Below are 19,737 nucleotides of genomic sequence, written 5' to 3' on the forward strand. Positions count from 1 at the left end.
ATTACGATTTCTACACAACTTTTACGCCACCCTTGCATTAGTTGTGACCCAGATCTCCTTTGCAAGCTATTCTGATGACAACTTCCCGCCTACCACTTGAGTAAAAACTTATTTAATACAGAGGTTTATACTCAAAACTGAATATGGAATATAAAGCGCGATTGAATTACTGACTTGTTTATTAGCTACACCAATACCTAATAGCAGCGATAAATTTGCGACACCGATACGACAAAGCCCACCATAATGGTGGGCTTTTAGTTTCAGCAATAGCGATCCAGTTAGAACATCGAGGTTAATTGATCTTAAAACGGCCAATCATCTCTTTTAGTTGGTCATTGCTGCTGGCTAAGTTAACTGCTTCTGCGGCAGTTTGTTTGCCGCTATTCGCCAGTTGTTCAACAATCGCGTGGATACTATTCATATTCTTGCTCAGTTCAAGTGAAGTTGAGCTTTGTTGTTCTGCTGCGGTCGCAATTTGACTGTTCAGATCATTCAGTTGCACCACCGACTCGACAATACTACTTAGCTCTCTTGCCACCGTCTCAGTCTGTACCGAGGTGGTTTCACAAGTCGTTTTTGCCTTATTCATAGCCTGAATGCTGTTGTCAGACCCTTGCTGTAATTTCGCTAATGTTGCTTCAACTTCAGCGGTGCTTTGTTGGGTACGGCCAGCCAGAGCACGAACTTCATCAGCTACCACCGCAAAACCTCGGCCCTGTTCACCGGCGCGGGCAGCTTCAATCGCGGCATTGAGCGCCAACAGGTTGGTTTGCTCGGCAATATCACCAATAACCTTCAACACATGAGTAATCTCAACGGTATCGGCATTGATGGTGGTAATGCTAGTGGAGGTGTTTTCAACTTCATCGACCAACCGATTGACCATCGACGACGTGTCGATGACCATCTGTTGTGATGCATGCGTTTGATTATTAGTTTTGTCGGTGAAAGATGAGGCTTCAGCGGCGTTGCGAGCAACATCGTGTGCCGTTGCGTTCATCTCTTCGATAGCGGCAACCACCTGATGAGTCTCGCTACTGTGAGCTTGCAAGTTGTCATTGGTATCAATTGCATTGCGATGAACAAGTTCAACACTCGCAGTGATGTTGTTAGACGCGGCCACCACTCCTTGCATTAGCTGCTGAATATTAGCCACGACTTGATTAATAGAGTTACCGATTGCGCCGATTTCGTCTCTGCTAGTAATAGGCAAACGCTGGGTCAAATCACAGTCTCCTTGCGCGAGTTCATGCACCATATCTTTTAACCGTACAATTGGCTTAAACATTAGGTTCAGTACGACTACAGACAGTAAGCTACCGATGATCACCATTACGATTGAGCTCACCAACGCATTTTGAATTGCGTCGTCAAGATCCGCATAGGCGACGGCTTTATCCACCTCAACCATCAGATACCAGCGCTTGTTATTAACCAACTCTATCGGTTGGATCAACGCCAACATTTCGCTGTCGTTACGACTGTACTCAAAGCGTTTGGTATTGGCATTGGCATTGGCATTGGTATTGGTATTGTTAATTAGTTGCCACTGCTCAGCCATACCTGACTGCACTAGAGTTTTAGCAACAGTAATATTACTGTCACTCGAGGCAAGGACGGTACCGTTGTCATCAAAAATAACCGCAGCACCACCAGGTAAGTCGATTGACTTCACCGCGTCATTTAATACATCCAGAAAGATATCGCCAAGAATAACGCCATCAGCAACGGCCTTAACCATTGAGATAACCGGCAGATTGGTATTTACATCCATATAAACATCGGTGACATCCAGCTGACCCGACGCCTTGGCCATGCCATACCAATCACGAGTTCTCGCGTCGAATACCTCGGGGGTCGCTACGCCTTGATCCCACAGATCACCTTCGTAGGTTGAAAATGAGTAGCCTTGATCGTTGGATACCACTACCTCATCAATGCCTGCACTTATTTGAGTAAGGTTAGCCAGCAATACATATTGTTCAGCGTCTTGGTCGGCAATATAGTTGGCGGCAAAACCATCGATACCGTTGGTACGATGTTCAAACCATTCCTCCAGTGCCGTCGCTTCGTAATTGGCATTGGACAGCAAGCTGGCATCGATTCTCTCGACCGTTGTTTGCTCTAACTGTTGGTAAGACAGGGTATTGCTTATCGACAAACTGACAATCATTAGCGCCAAAACCGATGCGATAATCGAACCTTTAAAACCAATAGACGGCATACTTATCCTTATATTCTAACTAATGCATTACGACTAGAACGCATGCGCTTACAACTGTACATGTCGACATACACTATCGGATTTCACTGATAATTCTAGGGAATAATTTATGAATAAAAGATATATACGTTCTAAGGTTGATTGGCGTGATCTATGTAACATCGAGAATCGCCCGAGCGCCAAATAAATTACTGGCGCCAGGGCGATACTAGTTGCTAAAGCGCCTCTAATGCATTGCTAATTCGTTTATCGGAAATTGGATATTTAGTCCCCAAGTTCTGGGCAAAACAACTGACGCGATATTCCTCCAACATCCAACGCACCTCAACCAAACCATCAGGAATGGCCTGACCTTTCGGCAACTTCGTTAGCGCTTGGCTATAAGCTTGCTCAACCTTCTGGATCTTGAGGAGCTGCAAACGATCTCGGTTAGGGTCAGCTGGTAACTTTTCTAGGCGGCGTTCAATCGCTTTAAGGTAACGAACAATATCGTCCAAACGCGACCACCCGGTATCAACCACAAAGCCCTTGTAAACCAAACGATCCAAATGAGCTTGGATGTCCGACATAGCAAAGGCGATATCGAAACTAATACGCCCTTTAAGACGTTTTTTCACTTTACCCCAAGTGGTTAATACCTGCTCAACCTTCTTACTGATCTCGACAACGGTGTCACCAAGTTCGGCACGGACAACCTCACGCGCATTGTTAAAGCTGGCTTCGTCATTAACTACGAGCTTTTCAGTAACCAACAGTTGATCAATGCCGGCATCGATACAGTCAGCAATAAGTAGATCAACCCGCCCAAACGGATTGAAGTACATCGCCAACTTCGATTTGTTAGGCAGGTTCTTTTGTAGATATTTAACTGGATTAGGCACATTAATAAGCAGCATTCGTCGAAGGCCTGCACGGTTGGCATTGTCGGCCTTCTCTTTTGAGTCAAACAGCTTAACCGCGACGGTTTCTCCTTCATCCACCAACGCAGGAAACGCCTTGATCTCGTAGTTGCCGCGCTTTTGTTGGAAACTCGTTGGCAGATCCCCTAAGGTCCATTCGGTTAAACCGGTTTTCTCAATGCCGTTATCGGCCACCTTAGCAATCACTTGCTTAACCTTCCCCTGCAACTTCTCTTTAAGGGCATAGAGATCACGACCTTGGTCAAGCACCTTGCCATTATCGTCTTCCACCTTAAAGTTGAATCGCAAGTGGTTGGCTAACTGGCTTAAATCAAAATCGTCAGGGGTAACACCGGTTCCAGTCATGCGCAGCAATTGTTTGCATAGCGCATCCAGCAACGGCATTTCAAACGGGGTAATTGACCCAAGTGCAGCATCTGCATAATTAGGGGCAGGTACGAAATTACGACGTAAGGGCTTAGGTAACGTCTTAATCAACGCAATTAACAGCTCTAGTCTCAGCCCTGGCACTAAGTAATCAAAACCCTCTGGCTCAATCTGATTCAATAACGCCAGCGGCAGATGCAATGACACACCATCGTCTACTTCGGTGGGTTCAAACTGATAGCTAATAGGTAGGGTTAGATCCGCTTGAGTCCAAAAGTCGGGAAATTGCTGCTCGCTAATATGAGCGGCATCGTGCTTCATCAACTCGGCTTTGGAGAAATCGAGTAGATCTGCATCTTTGCGCTTAGCCTTACCCCACCAACCTTGAAACAACTGACGGGTGAATATCCCCTCACCGACTTTGTCGTCATAAAATGCAAACAAGGTTTGTTCATCAACCAAAATGTCGCGGCGACGGGATTTGTGCTCGAGCGACTCAACCTCGTCCAATAACGCCATATTGCGTTGCATAAACTTCTCGTTAAGGCCGAGTTCACCATTAACTAGGGCCTCGCGCAGGAAGATCTCGCGCGCCTCAACCGGTTGAATTGGGCCAAACTGAACTTTACGTTTTGAGACGATAATTAAGCCAAACAAAGCAACCTGTTCAAAGGCGAGTACCGAACCGGGCTTTTTCTCCCAGTGTGGTTCGGAGTGACTTTTCTTAATTAGGTGCGCAGCTAAGGGCTCAATCCAAGCAGGATCGATCTTTGCTACAGTTCGAGCAAACAGGCGGCTGGTTTCGGTCAATTCCGCTGCCATAATCCACTTTGGCGGCTTCTTGGCGAGTTTTGAGCCGGGAAAAACAAAAAACTTGCTATTACGGGCACCTTTGAAGTGCCCTTCTGGCTCTTTATGCCCGATATGGGACAGCAATCCCGCCAGCAATGAACGGTGGATCTGCTCGTAATCCGCTCGTTCACCAATGGTCATTCGGATATCGAGGTCGGTAAGACTGTGGCGCAGTTGCGAATAGAGATCTTGCCACTCTCGAACACGTAAATAGTTGAGATAGTCACTTTTACACTGACGTCTGAATTGACCACTGGAGAGTGATTTTTGTTGTTCGCGCAAATACTCCCACATATTGAGGAATGAGATAAAGTCCGACTCTTTATCAGCAAAGCGTGCGTGCTTTTCATCGCTGGCTTGCTGTCTATCGATTGGTCGTTCACGGGGATCTTGAATCGATAACGCTGAGGCGATCACCATCACTTCGTGGACACAACCATTAGGCTTTGCTTCCAAAACCATGCGCGCCAAACGAGGGTCAATAGGCAAACGCGCTAGTTGGCGCCCAAGTTTGGTCATGCTTGGGAGTCCACGCTTAACGGTAATGGCGCTAAGTTCTTGGAGCAGCGTCATACCATCGTTGATGTGGCGGCTATCAGGCGGCTGAATAAATGGGAATGCAGCGACGTCGCCCAGGCCAAGAGCAAGCATTTGTAAGATAACCGAACCTAAGTTAGTGCGGAGGATTTCAGGATCGGTAAACTCCGGCCGCGATAGATAATCGTCTTCGCTGTAAAGACGAATACAGATCCCTTCCGAAACACGACCACACCGACCAGCTCGCTGGTTAGCCGATGCTTGCGATATTGGCTCGATTGGTAATCGTTGTACCTTAGTGCGGTAGCTATAACGACTTATCCGCGCTGTACCAGGATCAATGACATACTTGATGCCTGGTACCGTCAGTGAGGTTTCTGCTACGTTGGTAGAAAGAACGATACGACGACCGCGATGGTTGGCGAAAATCCGTGCTTGCTCAACGTGAGACAGGCGCGCATACAACGGAAGGATCTCCGTGTCACGCAAATTCCGTCGATTCAGTGCATCGGCGGCGTCACGGATTTCACGCTCACCATTCATAAAGATAAGGATGTCACCGGGACCTTCACTGCACAGTTCATCAACCGCAGCAAAAATGCCTTCCATCATCTCTAGATCTTGACCTTCATCCCGCACCAACGGCATATAGCGCTGTTCTACTGGGAAGGTTCGACCAGATACCTCTATCACCGGTGCTTCATTGAAGTGGGCAGAAAAACGATCAACGTCGATGGTTGCCGAGGTTATAACCACCTTCAGATCAGGACGCTTTGGCAACAGTTGTTTTAGATAACCAAGGATAAAATCGATGTTAAGGCTTCGTTCGTGTGCTTCATCGATAATGATGGTGTCGTACTGGTCGAGCCAACGATCGTGCTGGATCTCCGCCAGCAAAATACCATCGGTCATCAACTTAACGTAACTTTCATCACTGGTTTGATCAGCGAAACGAACCTTAAAACCAACGTGCTGGCCGAGCTCCGATTCTAGTTCTTGCGCTATCCGAGTGGCGACAGCTCGAGCCGCCAAACGACGCGGCTGGGTATGACCAATCAAGCCACGTGTGCCACGTCCTAGCTCCATACAGATCTTAGGCAGCTGAGTGGTTTTACCAGATCCTGTTTCACCCGCCACAATCACCACTTGGTGACTGGCAATTGCTGCCGCGATCTCATCACGGCGCTCGGAGACAGGCAGTTCTGGATAACTTACCTTAGGTAGATTCAAAGTGCGGATTGCAACCTGCTCTTGGCTACGTTCAACCAAGGTTTGTAAGTCACTGTGCAATTTCTGACGCTTATCAGTGTCCTTTATCTTTTTCATCCCACTTAAGCGACGACGCACTGAAGCGGCGTCCTTAGCAAGACACAGGGCAAGTTGTTCAGGGGCAAACGGGTTTGATTGACTCAAGGCTTTTTCCATTACGACGCAGTTAACCGATTGATCCTAGCAGGGGCGATGGCAGAAGCGAAGCGCCAGAACATTACTAGAGTGCAGTTAAACCAGAAAAGCCGATGCCTGTTGAGCTAGTTTTAATCAATTCTAATTCGGATAAGCAGTTGGGACTAAAAAAACGAGCTCTTACTGAGAGCTCGTTTCCAACAATTATTGCAACAATCGCCATTGGCCAACGCTCTATAGCCGCAGAAACTCTGATCTAGTGCGGCCATCACTACGGAAATTACCACCGAGCGCAGTGGTGGTGGTATGGGAGCTGGCGTCCATAATGCCACGCGCTTTAACACAATAATGGGTGGCATTAATCGATACCGCTACGTTGTCGGTGCCCAACAGCGTTTGTAACGACACCAACACCTGCCGAGTGAGTCGCTCCTGCACCTGAGGGCGCTGTGCAAAGAACCTTACAATACGGTTTATCTTGGACAAACCAATCACCTTTTCCTTCGGGATATACGACACCTTTGCTGAGCCATCAATGGTGACAAAATGATGCTCACAGGTGCTGGTTAGGCTGATGTCAGCGACGGTAATCATCTCATCAACTCCCATCTTATTATCAATAACTGACATTTTGGGAAAGTTAGCGTAATCCAAGCCACCAAATACTTCGTCGACATACATCTTCGCGACCCGATGTGGTGTCTTTTCGAGGCTATCGTCGTCACGATCTAAGCCCAAGGTATCCATCATCTCACCAACGAGTATCTGGATGCGATGATACTTTTCGTCACGGCTTAAGCCATTGTCGATTATTGGCGTTTCGAGTCCCTGCGCCTCTAACGCGCTTCTGACCAACTGCGCTTCTGCGGAGATCATCTCGTTCACCTTTGATATGTAGTGTTAATAAAGAGTTTGAAGCGAAAATTGATTTAACTCAACTAAACCGCCAAAACAATTCCTCGCAGCAAAATCACAAATCCATCACAATAGTGTAACCACTGTAGCGATTTTAGCTCTACTGTGGCTCAATTATCGCTTATCAATCAATACAGCACTCGGCAAATCCAGTCTAATCTAGCTACGCTGTACAGTTAGAAACCCGTATTTCAGTTCTGAGGGAGTAACCAACTATGTCCATCGATTACCAACTGGTTCATCAGCAGCTTAAGCAGGTCATTGGTGAGGACGCTGTGACCGACGATCCAGTTCGCCGCTTCGCCTGGTCTACCGATGGCAGTTATTTTCGCATTGTTCCAGAACTAGTGGTTACCGCGAACAGCCTCGAACAAGTAAAGCAGACCTTAGCTGTGGCGCGTAATCATCAAGTACCTATTACCTTTCGCGCCGCTGGTACTAGCCTCTCTGGGCAAGCGGTCGGTGAAGGGATTCTCTTACGCCTCGGTTACGACGGCTTTCGTAATATCGACATCAGTGACGACCATCAACATGTCACCTTAGGTTCTGCCGTTATCGGTGCCGACGCTAACGCTAAGTTAAAACCGTTGGATAAGAAGATTGGCCCCGACCCAGCCACGTTGGCATCCTGTATGGTAGGTGGAATCGTCAACAACAACGCATCCGGCATGTGTTGCGGTACGACCGAGAACAGCTATAAGACCATCGACAGTGCTAAGTTATTGTTTGCCGACGGAACCTTCCTCAATACCGGTTGTGAAGAGTCGAAACAGGCATTTAAACAAGCACGGCCTGAGCTATTGCAAACCATTGCTGAGTTAACGGCTAAAACGCAGGCAAACGTTGAGCTTAGCAAACGCATCAAGCAGAAATTTGAGATAAAGAACACCACCGGCTACAGCCTTAATGCGCTGATCGACTACAACGATCCCTTCGATGTCCTCAATCATCTAGTTGTTGGTTCCGAGGGTACCTTTGCCTTTGTTGAAGAAGTAACCTACCGCACCGTTGAAGAAGCCAGATACAAGGCATCGGCAATGGCCGTATTTTACAACATGGTTGATGCCGCCAACGCGATTCCACCGCTAAAGATCCCAGCTGTTGCCGCGGCAGAGTTGTTGGATTGGGCCTCAATTAAGGCCATTACTGGTAAAAAAGGCATGCCTAACTGGCTCGACCAACTACCGGAAGGGGCAGCGATTCTCCTTATTGAATGTCGTGCCAACGACGATGACACCTTAGCCAAGTACACCAAGCAAGCCTCTCAAGCCATCGCTCATATCAAAACTGAGCGCCCAATTGAGTTTTCAACCGATCCTTCCGTCTATGGCAAATACTGGGCGATGCGTTCTGGTTTATTCCCAATCATCGGTGGCGAGCGCCCTGCCGGCAGTTCTGTGATCATTGAGGATGTAGCCTTTAGGGTTGAGGACCTCGCCGCAGGCGCGGCCGATCTTACTGAGTTGTTCCATAAGCACGGTTACCCGGAAGGGGTTATCTACGGTCACGCAAAGGACGGTAACTTTCATTTCATCATCACCCCACACTTCCGCAGCCAAGCGGATATCGACCAATTCGAACGCTTTATGGCGGACGTAGCTACCTTAGTTATCGACAAATACGACGGCTCAATGAAGGCGGAACACGGTACCGGTCGAGCAGTTGCTCCCTTTGTTGAAATGGAATGGGGAGTTCAAGCCTACGAGTTAATGAAGGAGCTCAAAGCAGCATTCGATCCAACCAACCTGTTAAACCCTGGTGTGGTTATCAACGATGATAAAGATATCCATATTAAAGACATCAAACAGGCGGCGGTTGTTGATGGTTGGGTCGACCGTTGTATTGAGTGTGGCTTTTGTGAAAAGACTTGCCCCACCTCTGCGTTGAACATGTCGCCGCGGCAGCGGATCACAACCTTACGCGAGATCGCACGCTTAGAGGACAGCGGTGCAGCAGCCGAGGCAGCCGAACTGCGCCAAGCGGCCCAATATGACGTGATCGACACCTGTGTTGCCTGCCAGTTATGTGTTATTTCATGTCCGGTTGATAACAACATGGGCATGTTGGTACGTAAACTTCGTGGCCCACAAATCGACAGCACTGCACAAAAAGTGTTGGATTTTCAGGCCAATAATTTCGGTGCTGTTAACCAAGTGCTTAGTACCGGTTTCGATGTTTTGCATGGAGTACACAAGATCACCGGCAGCACCGTTACCAAAAAGTTGATGGATATAGGCCGTAAAATTAGTAGCGAAGTGCCCTACTGGGATCCAAGCTTCCCTCGCGGAGGTAATCTACCTAAGCCGTCAACGCCAACAACTGGTCAGCCTACCGTGGTTTATTTCGCGGCCTGTGGTGGCCGCACCTTCGGTCCTACACCTGAAGATCCAGATAGCACAACCCTCCCCGATGTAATGACCACCCTACTCGAGCGGGCCGGCTTTAACGTCGTTATCCCTAACAAAACTCGACAACTTTGCTGTGGTCAGATGTGGGAGTCAAAGGGTGACTATAAAAATGCTGACATGAAACGCGATGAACTGATTGACGCACTCGCTCAAATGACCAACAACGGTGAATATCCGGTCATTATTGACGCTTTGTCTTGCACTAAGCGTACCCTTCAGGACAGTGATATCGACTTCACAATGCTCGATGCAGTTGAGTTTATTCACGACCAAGTGATGCCAAAACTGCCAGCGAAGAAACGGAAGTCGAGTGTTGCTCTGCACATTGGTTGTACCGCAACTCACATGAATGCTGGCGGCATGATGGAGGCGATTGTCCGAGCTTACTGTGATGAGATAGTAAAACCAGAAGGGATAATCTGCTGTGGCTTCGCTGGCGAGAAAGGCCTATACAAGCCAGAAATCAATGAGTCGGCATTACGTCACTTAAAGACTAAGTTGCCGAGTGAAATTGATGAAGGTTACTACGCCAACCGCATGTGTGAGATGGGGTTAACCCGTCATAGCGGCATTTCATATCGCCACCTGGCCTATCTGGTTGAGGAGTGCACCCGTTAGGAGTACGGCTTAATCGTGTATTGCCACAGCGTTGGTTAACATTGCTGTGGCAATACGCCAAGGATCTGCTCAGCTTCACCAGTCACACAATATTTACAGTGGCTTGATGGTCGTTACCCTAAGACTTCTTGCCTCTGCCCGCTTGGCTGGATTAGGTTCAGTAAACTAATGCAGTTACGCAAGAGATCCTTGGATGAGCCACCACCAATTTAACTACCTCACCGGTTTTGGTAATGAACACCAAACTGAAGCGTTGCCCGGTGCCTTGCCACAAGGTCAATTTAGCCCGCAACGCTGTCCTTACGATCTCTACGCAGAACAGCTATCGAGCACTGCATTTACGGCCCCTCGTTCGGCTAATCGGCGTACTTGGACCTATCGCATTCGCCCCTCTGTTGCTCAGGCGGCCAACTACCGGCCGCTTTCATTACCGCTGCTCGAGACGGCACCTATCGCAACTTCGACGCCACCGGACCCAATGCGTTGGGATCCACTGCCCATGCCGACTAAGGCAACAAGCTTTATTGAGGGATTGGTTACAATTGCGGTTAATGGCAGCGCCGAATCGCAACATGGATTAGCGATACATTATTATCGTGCCAACCGGAGTATGAACTCGCAGCTGTTTAACTGCGCTGATGGTGAGCTATTGTTGGTACCGCAACTTGGTGAATTGCAGCTCGATACCGAATTAGGACAGTTGTCGTTAGCAGCGGGAGAGATTGCGGTCATACCACGAGGTATAAAGTTCCGTGTGCAATTGCTTGGGGCCGAAGCACGTGGCTACCTGTGCGAAAACTATGGCGCGGCGCTTGAGCTGCCAGAGCGAGGCCCAGTTGGTGCCAACGGCTATGCCAATGATCGTGATTTCCTATACCCAACTGCATGGTTTGAAGACGTCGAATCCGAACACCAGTTGATAACCAAGTTCTGTGGCCTTTGTTACCACAGTAAGCTGAGTTATTCACCCTTTGACGTGGTCGCTTGGACCGGTAACAGTGCACCATACAAATACGATCTTGCGCGATTTAACGTCATCAATACGGTTAGCTTCGATCATCCAGATCCATCCATCTTTACCGTGTTAACCTCACCGAGCGAAACCAACGGTTGGGCCAACCTCGACTTTGTTATATTTCCACCTCGATGGATGGTAGCTGAAAACAGCTTTCGCCCTCCTTGGTACCATCGTAATGTAATGAGCGAGTTTATGGGATTAATTGAGGGCAGTTACGATGCAAAGCAGCATGGCTTCAGTCCTGGAGGAATGAGCCTTCATAATTGCATGACCCCGCACGGGCCCGAAGCAGAAGTTTTTGCTAAGGCCAGTACGATGGATCTAGCGCCACAACGTTATCAAGACACCATGGCATTTATGTTCGAGTCACGCTACGTGATTAAACCCACCACCACAGCGTTGCATGCCACCGAGCGTCAATTGAATTACGCCAATTGTTGGCAAAATATCGAAAAGCTATTCAAAGATAGTCAATAACGATTTGGCATGAATCGGCCTCAGCCTTGGTGTTAAGTAGTGGACTATAACGACTTTACTAAACAAGCCAGTCGAGAAACAACAGTTAGCAGCCCAAGCCAGCACATATGCGTAACTTAGTTGCCTTAGTGCGAGTAATTTAGGCACACCGTAAATTGCAATACCCTTTCATATCAGTTACATAATTGTAACAACCGGAGGGAACCGCAATGAGATCTTGGGCATTAGGTGTCGTGTTGATAGCAGTCACTGCTACAACGTACGCACAAAACAGCTACCCGAAATACTATAACAACGTTGACCATATGCCAGCGTATCAACAAGCACTAGTTAAAGAGGATTGGTATCTACCTACCGCTCAGCAGCGTGCATTGGTTGCTGGACTGCTTAGTACAGACTTAGTCCGTCCGGAGTATCAATGGAAGGTACAGCAGATGGTTTACGACCCAAATTTTTACGAGGGGATCAGGCGGGTCGGTAGCGAAGTAGCCTGTTTGATATTCCGCTATAGCAAGCGTTATTACGAACGAACAACCTGCAACAGTTCGACCACATCAAAAAAAATCGAGGCCGCCCCATTCATTGATAAAGACAATCAGTTTTTTGCCAAGCCACTGATAATCGAGTCGCCAACCAAACTAAGTGGCAATGAGGATCTGCGCTACCAATTTTGGATACCTGCCGGTAATGCCTACGCACAATCAAAGCGTCACTACCCGGTGCAACGGCTTGGCCACGATTACAAAAACGCCAACCCAGACGATCTTGTACTAACAACCTTCGTCACTATTTATGAAAAAAAAGACAACACATGGCGCAAGTTTAAACTTTCCAATCAGCCAATAACGATGGTGCTTAAGATTCCGTCGATCGACAAGATCGCAAAGAATAAAACAGCACAACAGGCCTTTAGACAAACAGAACACTCTGTTCGCATTTTGGACTATAGAGAATAATGCAAGGTGGTTGGTAACAGCACTCATGAGTACTGTCCCAAATATCAAATTTACTGAGCAGAACAGCGTTGCTTCGCCGCAAAATAACTTACAGTTTAGTTATGGTAAATTAACGCGGTTATGAGGCGATGTTAGACGATATACTTACCCTGATAATTTGGTCCCCAGGATTATGCCTCGTTTTAGCGGCGCTGTTTCCGCTCTATCGCCGCTATAAAATTCGCCGTGATATTAAACGTTATCGAGAGAATATCGAACATAATCGCGGCTAATACTTAGCAATGATTGACCGCTTAACCACGGGCTAGCGCGAGGATCGCATCGATATCCAATGGATGTTGGTATTGTTTTAACTGTGGCTCTCGCTCTGTCACAGCGACAACACTCATTCGGTCTGCCAATTCATTCCCCTCAATACCGGCGTGACCTGCAACATGGCGAATAACCACCCGATCTGCTACTTCAAGGTAGAGCTCATAGAGCGGTTGAATAATCTCAAGGTTTTTAACCGGTTCGTTACCACCGCGTTTCCAGCCTTTAGCTTTCCAGCCCTTAGCCCATTGTGTTACTGCATTAATACTATAGCTCGAATCTGAATAGATTAGTGCTGGCTCGTCACCTTGGGCAAGTTGAACCATCTTTAAGGCATAATGTAACCCGAGCAACTCCGCAGTATTGTTGGTTCCATTAGGATTATATAGGCCGTACCAACACTCGGTTAATTTACCGAACTGATACACAGCAATACCCGTTCCTGCTTTACCGGGGTTAGGGTCGCAAGCTCCATCACAGAATATCGCCAACGGTGCATCGACCATCTGGCACTTAATTTGTGCTTCATTTAGCTTTGCGGGCTTTTTCACTACTTTTGAAGAAACCGTAGCTCCCTTTCCAGCAGAAGTTGGGGCACTTCCAAAAGCGGCTTTGGCTTCTGCTTCGGTTTTGAACGATTTATACCTAGCTCCAGCAAAGCCATCTACCTGCGCTTTGCAGCTATTCCAATCAGTATAAATCCCAGACTTTCGTCCCTTCCAAACCACATAAAACTTAGCCACACACACTCCTAGCTACTCAATTTAGTCAACGGAGCGACTGTGAATGTTTTACTTGTGATTAGCAAGCCGTATCACCTCTATCGCTTGTTACCACAGCAAAAAGGCCAACATTTATTGGCCTTATATTAAGCTGTGTACCAATTAAGTGTTGTTCTTTCTAAGGCTATTAAAGTACTGGCGAGTCGCGATACAAAGGATAAAGCACTACCGCTATTGATCTTCTGCCGTAATGGACCAGTTCAGCGAAGCGTTTTGGACTGCGACCTAAGGCAAGGGGGATTCCAAAGGGGGCGAAGCGCCCCCTAATGCATACAAGAATGTGCCGTCGCCACCGCGACATCCGCCCTTAAAAGCACCGAAAGTGGTGAAGCCGAAGGATTAAGATAAACTTCAACAGCTTACTACGACACAGCCTTTTATTAGGTTCGCAGTCAACCAATTCAATCATCGCTATACGGACGGCCATAGTAGCTAGCTAACAAGACTTGCTTCAGCTCGGCGATTAACGGATAGCGTGGGTTCGCACCAGTGCATTGATCATCAAAGGCATCCTCCGCCAACTCGTCGAGCTTCGCTAAAAAATCGGCTTCATTAACACCTGCATCTTGAATCGACATTGGGATTCCAATCGCTTGCTTGAGCGAGTCGATTGCGACAATCAGACTGTCGACCTTCTGTTGATCCGTTTTACCCTTCAACCCTAGGTGGTTTGCAATAGCCGCATAGCGGCACAACGCTTGCGGACGGTCGTACTGGCTGAACGCCGCTTGCTTGGTTGGTAGGTCGGTTGCGTTAAAGCGAATCACATTGGTAATTAACAGCGCATTTGCCAAGCCATGGGGAATATGGAATTCAGCGCCAAGCTTGTGTGCCATTGAGTGACAAATTCCTAGGAAGGCATTAGCAAAGGCAATGCCCGCTATGGTGGCACCGTTATGGACCTTTTCTCTTGCAACCGGTGCCGCAGCACCTTGCTGATAAGACTCTGGCAGATAGCGGAACAACAGCTGCAACGCTTGCAGTGCTTGGCCGTCACTGTATTCGTTGGCCATCACACTCACATACGCTTCAAGGGCATGAGTCACCGCGTCAATCCCACCAAATGCGGTCAGTGACTTCGGCATATCCATCACCAAGTTGGCGTCGACAATCGCCATATTGGGGGTAAGTTCATAATCAGCCAATGGGTATTTTTGGCCAGTTTTTTCATCAGTCACCACAGCAAACGGAGTTACTTCTGAGCCGGTGCCCGAGGTCGTTGGGATCGCCACCAATTTTGCTTTAACGCCAAGTTTTGGAAATTTATAGATACGCTTACGAATATCCATAAATCGCAATGCAAGATCAGCAAAATGAACCTCAGGGTGTTCATACATAACCCACATGATCTTAGCGGCGTCCATAGGTGAACCGCCACCCAGAGCGATTATGACATCAGGGGCAAAGCTGTGCGCTACCTTAGTACCCGCCTCTACAACCGCTAAGGTTGGATCGGCCTCTACTTCGTAAAACACTTGGGTCTCAACCCCCTGCGCTTTAAGAATTTTAATGGTCTCGTCACAGTAACCGTTATTAAACAGGTATTTGTCGGTGACAATCAGAGCACGCTTATTGCTGCTCAACTCCTCTAATGCGATCGGTAGACTGCCACGACGGAAGTAGATGGATGACGGAAGTTTATGCCACAACATATTTTCGGCTCGCTTTGCCACAGTTTTCTTGTTGATAAGGTGGCTTGGGCCAACGTTTTCAGAGATGGAGTTTCCACCCCAAGAGCCGCACCCTAGGGTTAATGAAGGGGCTAATTTGAAGTTATAGAGATCACCAATACCACCTTGAGATGCTGGCGTATTTATCAAAATTCGGGCCGTTTTCATGCGAAAACCAAACTGCTTTACCCGTTCCTCTTGGGTATCTTGATCGGTGTAGAGCCCTGAGGTATGGCCAATACCGCCTAAAGCGATCAGCGCTTCAGCTTTGTCCATCGCCTCCTCAAAATCTTTAGCGCGATACATGCCCAATAGTGGTGACAATTTTTCATGGGCAAACGCTTCTTGCTCAGTCAAATCACTGACTTCGCCAATCAATACCTTGGTCGATTTAGGCACCTCAATATTGGCCATTGCAGCGATATCAACAGCAGATTGGCCCACAATATCAGCGTTCAAACCACCGTCTTTGAGAATGACCTTTTGCAGCGCCTTGTTCTGCTTGGCGTTAAGGAGGTAACCACCATGACTAGCAAATCGCTGTTTCACATCAGCGTAAATCTCATCAACCACAATTACTGCTTGTTCTGATGCACAGACAACCCCGTTATCGAAGGTTTTCGACATCAAAATGGAACTAACCGCTCGTTTTAGATCGGCGCTTTCATCAATAACAATTGGGGTGTTACCAGCTCCAACACCGATGGCAGGCTTACCTGAGGAGTATGCGGCCTTAACCATACCAGGTCCCCCAGTAGCGAGAATCAAATTGATGTGTTGGTGGGTCATTAACTGATTTGAGAGTGCGACGCTGGGTTCATCAATCCAGCCAATAATGTCCTTAGGAGCACCAGCGGCTACCGCAGCATCAAGCACCAGTTTCGCGGCGGTTGTAGTAGCGACCTTCGCTCGCGGGTGTGGTGAAAACACAATACCATTACGGGTCTTTAGGCTGATAAGCGCTTTAAAAATCGCTGTAGAGGTTGGGTTAGTGGTTGGAACAATGCCGCAGATAATGCCGACTGGTTCGGCAATGGTAATGGTTCCGAAGGTTGGATCCTCTTCCAATATTCCACAGGTTTTTTCATCTTTATATTTGTTGTAAATATACTCAGAAGCAAAGTGGTTTTTGATCACCTTGTCTTCCAGCACTCCCATTCGAGATTCAGTCGCTGCCAGCTTAGCCAAACTGATGCGTGCATCCGCCGCCGCAAATGCCGCAGCTCGAAATATCTCATCAACTTGTTGTTGTGAGAAATTGGCAAACTCCGCTTGAGCCTTGGCTACCCGCTCCATTAGTTGATCGAGTTGTTTTTCGTTGGTAACAGCCATCTGATGATGCTCCATATAATTTAAAAAGTTTAGCCAAATGGCCTTTGGCTAAACTCTCTATACATAGAAATTAGTAGATAACTCGAAACCATGTTGTGACAAATCACACAGCCAAAGAACATAACTAAGGTGTTGTGTCACAACACAAAAAAGTAACTCACTGCGGTGTGACTAAGTGTCAAAATTGTGCCCTATGCGTGCAGACAAATATTCAGTGCTGCTGTTAGTAATAGTCTCTGTTGCAGTTATTTGTTTAGGTTGGGAAATGATTTTGAAGATTTATCAACAATTAAGTATGTAGGCAACATTACGTGCGCAACACCTAATGCAATTGAGCGTTAATGAGTTAGCGACCTTCATAACGTCAACTTATTAAAATTATCACCAATTATCATTATGGCTAATTTCAATACCGGCCTACACTGTGGCCATTATATTTTTGCTTCAGGTAACCATCATGGATCTTAAACTCAGTGACAAAAACGTACTCGTTACAGGCTCAACCTCTGGTATTGGCCGTGCGATCGCTACTGCCTATCTAAAAGAAGGTGCCACTGTATTTATCAATGGCCGTGATGCTACTCGATGCGATGCCGCTGCGGCTGAATTGGCCAGTGAACTGAATGCGGAAGGTCGTGTTAAGGTTGCCGTTGCTGATCTATCCAACGGCAGCGAAACAGATACGTTGGTTGCGCAGCTGAAGGCTGAGGGTGGCATCGACATTCTTATCAACAACACCGGTATTTTCGAAGTAAAGGCATTTGAAGATATCGATGACGCAGAGTGGATGCACTACTTCAATGTCAACATCATGTCAGCAGTTCGCCTGTCACGTGCGCTGTTGCCAACCATGCTTGATAATGACTACGGTCGTATTGTTAATATCTCGTCCGAGTGCGCTATTAAGCCGTTGGGGCAAATGGTGCATTACAGCGTTACCAAAACCGCACTATTGAGCTTGTCTCGTGCCCTAGCTGAGTTAACCAAAGGCAAAAACGTTACCGTTAACTCGGTACTGCCGGGGCCAACCTGGACCGAAGGCGTTGCAAACTATTTTGACACCCTTGCAGCAAAAGAAGGTAAACCTGCACAAGAGTTGATGGCTAACTATTTTGCAGAGCATGAGCCAACTTCGTTATTGCAGCGATTCGTGTCGGTGGAAGAAGTAGCAGAATCGACGGTTTATCTAACCAGCAACCGTGCTATGAATGGTCAATCGTTGCGGGTCGAGGGCGGAATTGTCCGCTCAATCTAAGCTGACAATCGCTTCACAAAAACCACCTATTTAGGTGGTTTTTCTATTTCGGATGACAACATGGCGTGGCACTAATGCGTTATCATGGCCAGTACTGAGCCCTTAGAATAAATACTATGCGTCAGCCTCTTATCAGCGCAGAGCGATTCACCCTCCGCTTGTTACAGCCTACTGAAGCGGACATTGCCCTCAACTACTATTTGAGCAACAGTGTTCACCTCAACCCGTGGGAACCAAGCAGGCCGCATGGTTTTTTCTCAGGCTCGTACTGGCAAAATCTACTGCAAATGCGACTGCAACAGTTCAATTTAGGCGAAGCAGTTCATCTAGGTGCTATCGATAATCACAGTCAGATGATGATAGCCAGTTGCAACTTTACCCAGATAGATTCCACCCTGCCCCATGGCTGTTTTCTCGGCTATTCCATCGATCAATATTACCAAGGTAGTGGCCTAATGACGCAAATAGTGACCAGTGCTCTCGACTATATCTATTCCGAGCGGCACATCCATACCGTCACAGCAGCTTATATGCCAAGCAACCTGCGCAGCGGCCAATTACTGGCTCGATTAGGGTTTCAGTCGTTAGGACTAGAGCGCGACTACCTAGAGATAAATGGCAAGCTGGAAGACCATCAGATCACCACTAAAAGCAATCCTAATCAGTTTCAGCTGCGTTAAAGCAAACAACAAACCATAGCGATGTCGCATTTTGGCTGACAAGCTGAGCGCCATTTGAACAAATTTGCTATTTTGCCGCGGTTATCAGTATTGGGTGATGGAATGACAAACGAATTAGTAGTGCTTGTTGATGAACACGGCAACTGCATCGGCACTGAAGAGAAGATGGCAGCTCATCAAAAAGGTCTGCTCCATGCAGCCTTTTCGGTTTTTGTTTTTAATAGCAACCATGAAATGCTGCTCCAGCGCCGAGCTCAGCATAAGTACCATTCTGGAGGCTTATGGACCAACACCTGTTGCAGCCACCCTCGCCCCAATGAAACCACTGATAGCGCAGCTCACCGTCGCCTAGTCGAAGAGATGGGCTTTGATTGCCCGCTTCAGTACAAATTTGAATTCATCTATCACGCTAAACTCGATCTCGGAATGACCGAGCATGAGCTCGATCAGGTGTTATTTGGCTATAGTGACACCCTTCCTAAGCCCAACCCAGCGGAAGTGTGTGAGTATCGATATATTGATTTAACCAGCCTTGAAGCTGAACTGAAGCAATATCCTGAACGTTACACCGCTTGGTTTAAACTTTCGTATCAACAAGTTCGTCAACACTGGCTTAAGTTAATCAAGCAGGTAGCTTAAACGGTTAATCGTCAAGATGAACGGTCGCCGTTCTGTGCTGCTTCATCACGCAGCGCTTGCGCCACTTGCTTAATCGCATCGTCTGGCTTTACGCCTTTAGCCATCAACGCTTGAATACGCTCAACCGCTTGCTGTTGCTGCTCATGGGTTAGCCCTAATAGATTCGACATTATTCTACTCCTGCAATTTTTGCTGCATTCTCGACAGAATTAATGCCAATAGCAACAACAGATAATAGAGTTATTCATCTACGCAGCAGCAAATACCGATGTTTTAGCGCAACCAAGGCCACTGCAACCATTCTGAGCCGGCCCATTGCCCAAGTGACAATTGATTGCTAATCTTGCTGGCCGCAATTTAGGAGTATGC

At 47.5% G+C, this 19,737-nt stretch carries 12 protein-coding genes; 6 read left to right on the top strand and 6 right to left on the bottom strand.

The features are described 5' to 3' along the window. Positions 1-295 precede the first annotated feature (295 nt). The 3 genes from HER31_RS07315 to folE form a co-directional block, all read right to left on the bottom strand. Positions 296-2,227 carry a methyl-accepting chemotaxis protein gene (locus tag HER31_RS07315; RefSeq protein WP_168659956.1) on the bottom strand — a complete coding sequence of 644 codons (1,932 nt, stop codon included), beginning with the start codon at positions 2,225-2,227 and terminating at the stop codon, positions 296-298. Positions 2,228-2,442: 215 nt separating this feature from the next. Then, the gene (hrpA, locus tag HER31_RS07320) at positions 2,443-6,327 is read right to left on the bottom strand and encodes an ATP-dependent RNA helicase HrpA (protein WP_168659957.1); all 3,885 of its coding nucleotides are present in this window, start codon (positions 6,325-6,327) and stop codon (positions 2,443-2,445) included. A 213-nt stretch (positions 6,328-6,540) separates the two neighbouring features. Beyond that, positions 6,541-7,182 carry a GTP cyclohydrolase I FolE gene (gene folE, locus HER31_RS07325; protein WP_168659958.1) on the bottom strand — a complete coding sequence of 214 codons (642 nt, stop codon included), beginning with the start codon at positions 7,180-7,182 and terminating at the stop codon, positions 6,541-6,543. A 254-nt stretch (positions 7,183-7,436) separates the two neighbouring features. Here folE and HER31_RS07330 point away from each other — a divergent pair, with 254 nt between their 5' ends. The 3 genes from HER31_RS07330 to HER31_RS07340 all read left to right on the top strand — a co-directional run bounded on the left by HER31_RS07330 (position 7,437) and on the right by HER31_RS07340 (position 12,698). Continuing rightward, the gene (locus HER31_RS07330; RefSeq protein WP_168659959.1) at positions 7,437-10,247 is read left to right on the top strand and encodes an FAD-binding and (Fe-S)-binding domain-containing protein; all 2,811 of its coding nucleotides are present in this window, start codon (positions 7,437-7,439) and stop codon (positions 10,245-10,247) included. 193 nt (positions 10,248-10,440) lie between these two features. After that, positions 10,441-11,742, top strand: coding sequence for a homogentisate 1,2-dioxygenase (gene hmgA, locus HER31_RS07335; RefSeq protein WP_168659960.1), 1,302 nt, complete (start codon positions 10,441-10,443; stop codon positions 11,740-11,742). A gap of 209 nt (positions 11,743-11,951) precedes the next feature. Beyond that, positions 11,952-12,698, top strand: a complete 747-nt coding sequence (locus tag HER31_RS07340) for a hypothetical protein (protein WP_168659961.1) — start codon at positions 11,952-11,954, stop codon at positions 12,696-12,698. Positions 12,699-12,991: 293 nt separating this feature from the next. Here the strand turns inward: HER31_RS07340 and HER31_RS07345 are convergent, their stop codons facing one another. Then, positions 12,992-13,753: a ribonuclease H family protein gene (locus HER31_RS07345; protein WP_168659962.1), complete on the bottom strand. Its 762-nt coding sequence runs from the start codon at positions 13,751-13,753 to the stop codon at positions 12,992-12,994. Positions 13,754-14,193: 440 nt separating this feature from the next. Beyond that, positions 14,194-16,809: a bifunctional acetaldehyde-CoA/alcohol dehydrogenase gene (adhE, locus tag HER31_RS07350; RefSeq protein ID WP_275060710.1), complete on the bottom strand. Its 2,616-nt coding sequence runs from the start codon at positions 16,807-16,809 to the stop codon at positions 14,194-14,196. A 442-nt stretch (positions 16,810-17,251) separates the two neighbouring features. Here adhE and HER31_RS07355 point away from each other — a divergent pair, with 442 nt between their 5' ends. The 3 genes from HER31_RS07355 (at position 17,252) to idi (ending at position 19,368) form a co-directional block, all read left to right on the top strand. Beyond that, positions 17,252-18,049, top strand: coding sequence for an SDR family NAD(P)-dependent oxidoreductase (locus HER31_RS07355; RefSeq protein ID WP_168659964.1), 798 nt, complete (start codon positions 17,252-17,254; stop codon positions 18,047-18,049). A 116-nt stretch (positions 18,050-18,165) separates the two neighbouring features. Then, positions 18,166-18,729: a GNAT family N-acetyltransferase gene (locus HER31_RS07360; protein WP_168659965.1), complete on the top strand. Its 564-nt coding sequence runs from the start codon at positions 18,166-18,168 to the stop codon at positions 18,727-18,729. A gap of 102 nt (positions 18,730-18,831) precedes the next feature. Then, positions 18,832-19,368, top strand: coding sequence for an isopentenyl-diphosphate Delta-isomerase (gene idi / locus HER31_RS07365; RefSeq protein ID WP_168659966.1), 537 nt, complete (start codon positions 18,832-18,834; stop codon positions 19,366-19,368). An 11-nt stretch (positions 19,369-19,379) separates the two neighbouring features. On the opposite strand, the gene HER31_RS07370 is transcribed toward idi, so the two are convergent. Further along, positions 19,380-19,538 carry a YoaH family protein gene (locus HER31_RS07370; protein WP_168659967.1) on the bottom strand — a complete coding sequence of 53 codons (159 nt, stop codon included), beginning with the start codon at positions 19,536-19,538 and terminating at the stop codon, positions 19,380-19,382. Positions 19,539-19,737: the final 199 nt, after the last annotated feature.

It is taken from the genome of Ferrimonas lipolytica (assembly GCF_012295575.1).
Lineage (GTDB): Bacteria > Pseudomonadota > Gammaproteobacteria > Enterobacterales > Shewanellaceae > Ferrimonas > Ferrimonas lipolytica.